Consider the following 8,161-nt stretch of genomic DNA (forward strand, 5'->3'; position numbering starts at 1 on the left):
TGCGACGGTCTTTCTCACCGGGCGTCGTGCCGAAACGGTGGAGATGGCCGCCGCCACAATCGGCCGGGGAGCACGCGGCCTCGTAGCGGATGCCAGCGTGGCGCAAGATGTGGCGGCGGCCGTCGCCACGGTGCGGGACACGTATGGCCGTATCGACGCGCTGGTGCTCAATGCCGGGATCTCCGAACCGGCGCTGCTGGCCGAGGAGACGCCGGAGCATGTCGACCGGCACTTCCTGGTCAATGTGCGCGGCCCTGTTCTCGCCTTCCATGCGGCGGCCGGCGCCATGGACAAGGGTGGCTCGGTCGTGCTCATCGGGTCGATCGCGGACATGGCGGGCATTCCCCACTACGGCACCTATGCCGCCACCAAGGCGGCCCTGCGTTCCTACGCGCGCACCTGGACCGCGGAACTGGCGCCGCGCGGCATCCGCGTGAACGTCGTCAGCCCAGGCCCCACGGACACGGCGATGATGGCGGCCACGACGGATGAGGTGCGCGCGGCCCTTGTCGTGCAGATCCCGCTCGGCCGCATGGCACGCCCGGAGGAAGTTGCGGCGGCAGCGCTGTTTCTCCTGAGCGACGAGGCGAGCTTCATCGCGGGCGCTGAACTCTGTGTCGATGGTGGGATGCGGCAGGTCTGACCTGTTACGAGCCAGCGGAGTACACGCGCTCACGCAGCCGCCGGCCGCTCGCAGACCGGCGGCCCTTCGTCCGGTGAGACCATCCAGACGCAGGGTGGTATGTCCGCTTCCAGGCGGCCGGTGACACTATGCGGAGGATCGAAATGGGCGCAAAGCGGCTGTGGAGAGGTCTGCCGGAGCTTCCTCGGTCACTCCGGCACCACGCCCGCGAAGCGCGCCATCTCGGACCGGCGCTCGGTCTCCTCCAGCAGGAAGCGGCGGTAGTCCTGGGGCGACGACGCGACCACCTGGATGCCGAGCGGACGAAGGGACGCCCTCGTCTCCGGCGCTTCCAACGCGGCCTTCAGCGCGGCGTGCAGCGCCTCGATCAGCGGGGCCGGCGTTTCGGCTGGTACGTTGAAGCCGTACCAGAAGGCGCGGGCGGCGGCATTTGGCACGACCGAGGCGATGGTGGGAACCCCGGGCAGCTCCGCCAGCGGCGCGTCGGACGCGACGGCGAGCGCGACGAGCAATCCGGCGCGGAGGTGCGGTAGGGCGGTGGTGAGGCTGAGAAGGCAGAGATCGGTCTCGCCCTGGATGACGGAGGTCGTCATCTGCGCTCCGCCGCGATAGGGGACATGGGGGCACCTCGGACGGCGGCTGTGGAAGCGATGGAGTGGGTACCACCGCCGCAGCCTGGCCGAGACGGCCAGGTCCCGCCTCAAGCGCCTCGGCGAGCGCCTCGCCTCCCGCGGCCCCGCCCGTCAGGTCGCCGAAGTCCAGATCCGCTGCGCCATCCTCAACACCCCAACTTGTCGATGATCATGACGCGTGGTGGCCGCATCTGACGCTTAAGCAGTTTTCTGAGTAGCCGCTTGGCAGCTTGCTTATCCCGTCGGCCCTGCACCAGCACATCGAGTGCCATCCCGGTCTAATCAACAGCGCGCCAGGGCCAGTGCGTCACACCGTTGATCTTGAGGACACCTCATCCAGGTGCCAGTTGTCACCGGCGCGGGGCAGCCGGCGGCGGATCTGATTGACGAAAGCCTGACCGAACTTGCGGCTCCACTGACACAGTGTTTCGTGGCTAACCACGATGCCGCGGAAGGCCAGCATCTCTTCCACCATCCGCAAGCGCTGCGGAAGCAGCGTCCTAGGATACTGTGGGGCCGCCGAACTCTAGCGACAGCAATGCGGTTCGAGGAAGCAGGCAGAATGTTGGCCGGATTCGAAATATTCAGAATGGCCGCGCATCACCGCAATGGATAGCGTTATTCACCATCGCGCAGCTTTTCTGGCTGTCGTTCGTTCTGGTTGCTGGTTGATCCGCTGCCAGTCGTGAGGTCTGCCGCTGGATATGATTGAAGGGGGTTCCCGAAGGTAGGAGGGATGTACCGGTGTCCAAATGGAGGCGGGTAAGTTTGGGCCTGGTTTCGCTTGGCGGCCGGGTACGAGGTGCCTGGTGTGAGTTCCTGGCCGTTGCGAAATGTATTCGCAACACGAGCCATGGTGCCCTGGAGCGCTCCAGATCTGAGCGGCTTGCGGTCGTTCTCGCTGGCATGACGGATGGCGTGATGATGCTCGACGCCGATTTGCGCCTTGTGGAGTGGAATTCACGTTTCGCGGAGTTTACGGGGGTCCCGGAAGCAATGCTGCGGGTCGGGCTCCCCATGGCGGACATCCTGCGCGTCCAGGCCGCTGCCGGGGAGTTCGGCGAGGTCGATGTTGACACGGAGGTCGCGCGGCGCATGGCGCTGCTGCAGGCCGGTGGAAGCTCCGGGACAATCGAGCGGACCAGGCCGAATGGACGTGTCATGGAACTGCGCCGCAATCCTCTCCCGAATGGCGGATTCGTCACACTCTATACCGACGTGACGGCCCGCAGGCAGGCGGAGGAGCAGCTTCGGCAGGCGCAGAAGATGGAGGCCGTCGGGCATCTCACGGGCGGTGTAGCCCATGATTTCAACAATCTCCTCATGATCATTCTTGGGAATCTTGATAAGGCGGAGCGTGCGCTCAATGCCTCCGACCTGCAGAAAGCCCGCAATGGCATTGAGGTGGCGCGAAGTGGCGCCCGGCGGGCTGCCTCCCTGACACAACGTCTTCTGGCCTTCTCGCGACGCCAGCCGCGCAAGCGTCAAGCTGTTGACGTGAATGCGCTGGTTACGGACCTGTCCGATCTCATCCGCCAATCGGCCGCGGGCAATATCGCGGTTGAGTTTGCTCTCATGGATGACCCCTGGACGGTATTGGTTGACCCAAACCAGCTTGAGATCGCTCTGCTGAACTTGATGACCAACGCGCGGGACGCGATGCCGAAAGGTGGAGCGGTGACGATCGAGACCGCGAAGGCCATGCGTACCGCTGCGACTGGACTGGTTTCTGTCCCGCTTCCTGGGAACGAGTTTGTTCAGATCACAGTCAGGGATACGGGCGTTGGTATGCCCCGCGAGGTGGCCGCGCATGCCTGCGAACCCTTCTTCACGACAAAGGGGGCAGGGAAGGGCACTGGGCTGGGGTTGTATCAGGTCGTCGACTTCGCCGCCCAGGCCGGTGGGCATGTAAAGATTGACAGCGAGCCGGGGATCGGGACGGCTGTGACCATCTATCTCCCCCGCCTCATCATCGAGGATGTGGACCGAACGTCTCCCTCACAGCCGATGGACATCAGCCGCTTCGCGGGGAGGGGCGAAAGAATTCTGGTGGTGGAGAATGAGCCGGACATCCTGGCCTACACCGCCGAAGGACTCGAGGCGCTGGGTTACCGCGTTCTTTCATCGCAGGATGCTTCATCCGCATTGACGATCCTTGAGACCACACCAGACATCGCCATCCTGTTCACGGATCTTGGGTTGCCTGGCATAGACGGGCGCCAACTTGCCCGCGAGGCCACGCGGCGGTGGCCAGATCTGCCCATCCTTTACACCTCCGGCGGTCCAGACAACGCACCTTCGGGCGATGTCGCGCCTGGCCTGGAAAGCGACACCATCATCAAGCCCTACGAACTATCTAGACTGGCGCGCGCGATCCGTGCGGTGCTCGATGCGCGCCTGACGGTACGTGCATCCGGCCCGGCCTGAGGCTGCGCGACCTAGGAAACCTGACCGATCAGGAGCTTGGGCATGGCGTCAGCCCGAAGGATAGCATCCGGGCAAGAATCCCTGCCGAGCGCCTTGGCCGAGGCTCAACTTACGCGCGTGATGCACGTTTCGGTTGTATGAGATCCTCAAGGCAAGGCGCGGTGCTGATCGCGTCGAATATACGCCCCGCCGGCTCCGCATAGTTGGAGGACGGGAGACCCGTGTCATTACAGGAAGCTGCCACGTCGCGGCTTTCAGGCAGGTCCGCCCCGACTCCCCGCGCGACGACGGCTCCTTCCGCGGCGCGGCGGACGCGCGGCCTGCGAGCCCATCTGGTGGTGCTGGCGCTTGTAACTGCCGTCCCGGCACTCGGGGTGGGGGGCGCGGCCGTGTGGCACGCGGTCGGAAGCTACCGCGAGGCGTTTGAGGACCGGTTGCAAGACTCGGCTCGTGGCCTGGCACTCGCCGTCGACGCCGAAGTCAACAGCCATCTCACGACCTTGGCCGCGGTGGCCGCCTCCCCACTGCTCGACCGCGGCCCCGCTGAACTCGAGGGCTTCTACGTGCAAGCCAAGCGCGTCGCCGAGGCGGTCCGTTCGCCCATCGTGGTGGTTGCCCCAGACCTCTCTCAGCTGATGACCACGGAGCGGCCCTTCGGCGAGGCCCTTCCAAGGACCAATGCTGCCGAGGCGGTCCGTGCTGTCTTCAGCACGGGCCAGCCCGCCATCAGCAACTTGCTGGTCGGCGCGGTCTCCAGCCGGCATCTCGTTGTGGTAGCCGTTCCGGTGCTGCGCGACGCCCGCACCGTCCTGGTTCTCCTAACCCGGCTCGAACCCGAACGGCTCGCTGGCTTGCTCGCAGCACAGGTCGCCGGCTCGGACGACACTGTCGCGGCGCTCACCGATGCGCGCCAGAGAGTGGTTGCACGCTCGCAAAGCCATGAGCGTCTCCTCGGGGCCGCTGCGCCGTCCGACTGGAGTGCGCTCATCCCTGATGACGAGGCAACCGGCACTGGCCCCGTTCGCTCGATCGATGGGCGCAAGTTGATCTACGCCCAGCACCGGCTCGAGAGGGCGCCGGGCTGGAGGGTGGGGGTGGCCCAGCCAGCCGCGGCCTATCGGGCCAGCTGGCAGCGTCCACTTCTCGGCCTCGGCATCGGCGGCGGAATGGTCCTCCTCGCCGCGACTGCCTGGGCGGCGGCCCTTGGGCACCGGATCGTTGTGCCAATCGACGCTCTCACCCGGAAGGCGAGAGACGTGACCAGCGCTGGCGGCACGCTGCAGGGGCTACCCCCCTCGGGTGTCACCGAATTTGAGGCGCTCCGAGCCAGCATCGCCGAGGCGGAAGCGGCCCTGCGCCGAGGTGAGGCCCGGTTCGCCCGGGCCCTGGAAGCAGCCAGGGTCGGCGCCTGGGACTGGAACCCAACTGCCGATGTGATGAACAGCTCGCCGGGGCGCGCGGAGCGGCTGACCGGCCGAGCGGGCGGCTCAATCCGCAGTCTCGCGGCCTTCCTCGAGACAGTTCACCCGGACGACCGCCCTGTCGTGCGCGAGGCAGTGCGGCGAGTTCTGGAGCGCAAGACGGACGACTTTGAGGCCGAATTCCGCGCTGTCTGGCCGGACGGCACGGTGCGCTGGCTGCGCTCGGTCGGCCGGGCCACAGCCGACGCGGATGGAAGCGTCCGCGAGATCGCAGGGGTCTCGATGGACGTGACTGAGCAGGTGGAGGGCGCACGGCGACGGGAAACGCTGGCGCGCGAGGTTGATCATCGTGCCAGGAACGCCCTCGCGGTGGTCCAGTCCATTCTGCGCCTGACACCCGCCGACGAGGCGAAAGCCTTCGCCGCAGCGGTCGAGGGGCGCGTGGGCGCTCTGGCGAGGGCCCACTCGCTGCTCGCCGATGATGGCTGGTCCGGCGCCGACCTGCGTGCCGTGGTTGAGCGGGAACTGGCAGTCCACACAGTGGCCTCCGGAACGGTCGCGGCCCTTTCGCTGGACGGACCCCAGGTCCATCTCTCTCCGGCAGCGGTGCAGCCACTGACGATGGTGCTGCACGAGCTGGCCACGAATGCGGCCAGGCACGGGGCGCTCTCTAACCCAGGCGGCACGGTCGAGGTAACCTGGCGTGTCGGGCGCCGGGCCGGGGAGGACGGGCTGCTCCGCTTGCGCTGGGCGGAACAGGGCGGGCCGCCCATCCCGGGCCCACCGACCCGCCGCGGTTTTGGCTCGCGATTCATGGATTCCACCATCCGTGGGCAGCTGGGAGGCGTGGTGGAGCGGAGCTGGGCGCCTTCCGGGCTGGTGTGCGAAATCACTTTGCCGCTCGCGCGCATCCTCGTCAGCGCGATGGCGTGACGGGCCGGCCACCTGGATTGAGTTGGTGGCGGGGGCGGTGGCCCCCTGTCGCATGCCACGGAGCGCGAAACACCTGGGGCTGGTCGCGGTCGGCAGCCCGTAGACCTTGAGCATAGATGAGGATGGTCCCGTCAGTCCGAGCTTTGTCGTCAGAATTTATCGAGACGCTGCAGCCGACCAACGCGGTGTGATCGAGACACCGCCCTTCCTAACCTACGCTGAGGCCCGCGCATTTGGTCTACGGCAGATCGAGAAGGGAATGACGGGCGTGAAGATCTGTGCCCCTAAGAAGGGCAAGTCTTCCGCTTGGTTTGTCAGGGAGACATTCAGGCGAGGGGCGGAGAGCGACGTAACGTTCGGTCATGCGGTCCCTGATGACCGTTGTGCCGGATTGAGGAAAGCCGACGGCTAGCACGCTCGATCGGCACTGCTTAAAGGTCCGCCCGCATCCATGGCCCGGTTGGCCAATCGTCGTGCACCGGACCAGCGCGCACAAAAATAGCGGACTTGAGCAGGATCACCGGAGCGTGAAAGGGCGCATACGATGTATGCGGCGTCAAGAGCGTCGCCTCTGCCGAGCGGTTCTGCGGACGCCGTGACGAACTCGGTGGTTTCCTCCGCCCCTGCACCCGCCAGGACCAGCCCGTCCCCGCCAACCGCCGTCGCCTAAATCATCTCCGTCGTGCCGCTGCTGTTCTCGCCATTCTCCAGGCATCGTAGACGGAGTCCGACACCCAGCTCGCGCCACCAAGTTTGGCGTGAGTGCTGACAGGACCGCTCATACTTGCCGAGTTCTGGTAGCCAACTCCATTCGGCTCGTCACGCCCACCTTCTGGTAGATGCCGTGGAGGTACACTTTCACTGTTCCCTCGGTGAGGTTTAAACGCTCGGCGATTTGCCGGTTCCGGAGGCCGCGCTGCACAAGATCCACGATGTCCCTCTCTCGCGGGCTAAGCTGGCGGCCCGAAGTCTCGGCACCTTGCTCCCCGCGGGTCCCAAGAACCCGCTCTGCAACTTCGGAGTCCAACCAGCGGCGGCCTGCCATGACCGCCTGAATGCACTCCAGCAGCACCAGAGGAGCCGCCTCCTTTAGAACCAAGCCATTCGTACCCAGCCGCACCGCCTCCGCAGCCTGTGAAGCGGTTATGCTGGAGGTGAGCAGTACGATCCGAAAAGGCCGGGAGCCGTTCGCCGCCAAGCGGCGCAGCAGTTGCAGTCCATCCTCGCCCGGCATGTTAAGATCGAGCAGCAGTAGGTCCGGATGCGACCGCACCACTGCGGCTGGAACCTCGGTTCCTGTGGTGCACCGCGCGACAACCTCGTGGCCTGCCCTGGTCAGAAGTCCTGCCAATCCCTCCAGCACGATCGGATGGTCATCGGCGATCATGATCCGGGCCATGAGGCTCCCCCTCCTGGGTCTTGCAGCGGAATCACTATGGTAAGGCGAATTCCACAGGAATCCGATTTGAGCGTGAACATGCCGCCCAGTGCCGCGACGCGCTCACGCAGCGAGCGTGGGCCGATCCCGCCCTGCCGGAGCTCATCAGCGTCGAAGGTCCCTTGCTCGTGCAAGCATATTCCGTCGTTTTTGACTTCAAGCGTGAGCGCCGCCTCTCCGAGTACAGCAGCAATGGTGAGTTGACGTGCCTTCCCATGCTTCGCTGCATTGGCGGCGCTCTCCCGTAGGATGTGGCGTAGTTGATGAGCCAGCCGGCCCGATACAGATGCCTTCTCCGGCTCGAGCTGGAGCACGACATCCATCCCCCATTGTAGTCGTAGCCCGCTGGCCAACTGCTCTAGGTAGCTGGCGAGATCCACGGACGTCTCCGAGGCCAAGGAGGCCGATCCAGGCCGCAGGCGCGTGATAAAGCCTCGGAGTTCACGCTGCTCTGCCGCGAGCAGGGTGCCGACCTCGCCGATGCGCGCTTTCAGCTCAAGCGGAACTGTGTGTTCGTGGAGTGCGGCCTGAAGCTTCAGCGTACCCATCCGCCGACGGCCGCCTTCCCTGGCCTGGGTGCCCGCTGATCTTACTGACGTTCGTAAGAGTGTCGGTAAGGGCAGGTGGGTGGGATGGAGATCATCAGCGGGGTCGAGCGGCGTCGGCG

General features: G+C 65.8%; 8 protein-coding genes and 1 pseudogene. 4 read left to right on the plus strand and 5 right to left on the minus strand.

Annotated features, from left to right (window positions below):
- Nucleotides 1-643: SDR family NAD(P)-dependent oxidoreductase (locus ACO1BU_RS34850; protein WP_424140495.1), on the plus strand; the 643-nt coding region annotated here is incomplete at its 5' end.
- Between the two features lie 188 nt (nt 644-831).
- Here the strand turns inward: ACO1BU_RS34850 and ACO1BU_RS34855 are convergent.
- Complete coding sequence (locus ACO1BU_RS34855; RefSeq protein WP_424140496.1) at nt 832-1,236, minus strand: tripartite tricarboxylate transporter substrate-binding protein; 405 nt, start codon at nt 1,234-1,236, stop codon at nt 832-834.
- A gap of 34 nt (nt 1,237-1,270) precedes the next feature.
- On the opposite strand from ACO1BU_RS34855, the pseudogene ACO1BU_RS34860 reads away from it, so the two are divergent.
- Nucleotides 1,271-1,444, plus strand: a pseudogene (locus ACO1BU_RS34860) (IS5/IS1182 family transposase); the annotation flags it as partial.
- On the opposite strand, the gene ACO1BU_RS34865 reads toward ACO1BU_RS34860, so the two are convergent.
- Both ACO1BU_RS34865 and ACO1BU_RS34870 read right to left on the minus strand, forming a co-directional pair.
- On the minus strand, nt 1,422-1,547 hold the full coding sequence (locus ACO1BU_RS34865) for a DDE-type integrase/transposase/recombinase (RefSeq protein WP_424140497.1): 126 nt from the start codon (nt 1,545-1,547) through the stop codon (nt 1,422-1,424). The pseudogene ACO1BU_RS34860 and the gene ACO1BU_RS34865 sit on opposite strands and share 23 nt — an antisense overlap.
- Nucleotides 1,548-1,582: 35 nt before the next feature.
- Nucleotides 1,583-1,738: a hypothetical protein gene (locus ACO1BU_RS34870; RefSeq protein WP_424140498.1), complete on the minus strand. Its 156-nt coding sequence runs from the start codon at nt 1,736-1,738 to the stop codon at nt 1,583-1,585.
- Nucleotides 1,739-2,019: 281 nt separating this feature from the next.
- Between ACO1BU_RS34870 and ACO1BU_RS34875 the strand changes: the two genes are divergently transcribed.
- Entirely contained in the window at nt 2,020-3,702 is a 1,683-nt protein-coding gene (locus tag ACO1BU_RS34875) for a PAS-domain containing protein (protein ID WP_424140502.1), read from the plus strand.
- A gap of 335 nt (nt 3,703-4,037) precedes the next feature.
- Nucleotides 4,038-6,056, plus strand: coding sequence for a sensor histidine kinase (locus ACO1BU_RS34880; RefSeq protein ID WP_424140499.1), 2,019 nt, complete (start codon nt 4,038-4,040; stop codon nt 6,054-6,056).
- A 778-nt stretch (nt 6,057-6,834) separates the two neighbouring features.
- Here the strand turns inward: ACO1BU_RS34880 and ACO1BU_RS34885 are convergent.
- On the minus strand, nt 6,835-7,455 hold the full coding sequence (locus ACO1BU_RS34885; protein ID WP_424140500.1) for a response regulator: 621 nt from the start codon (nt 7,453-7,455) through the stop codon (nt 6,835-6,837).
- Nucleotides 7,440-8,161: sensor histidine kinase (locus ACO1BU_RS34890; protein ID WP_424140501.1), on the minus strand; the 722-nt coding region annotated here is incomplete at its 5' end. The genes ACO1BU_RS34885 and ACO1BU_RS34890, both read right to left, overlap by 16 nt.

Source organism: Roseomonas chloroacetimidivorans, assembly GCF_049629625.1.
GTDB lineage: Bacteria > Pseudomonadota > Alphaproteobacteria > Acetobacterales > Acetobacteraceae > Roseomonas > Roseomonas chloroacetimidivorans.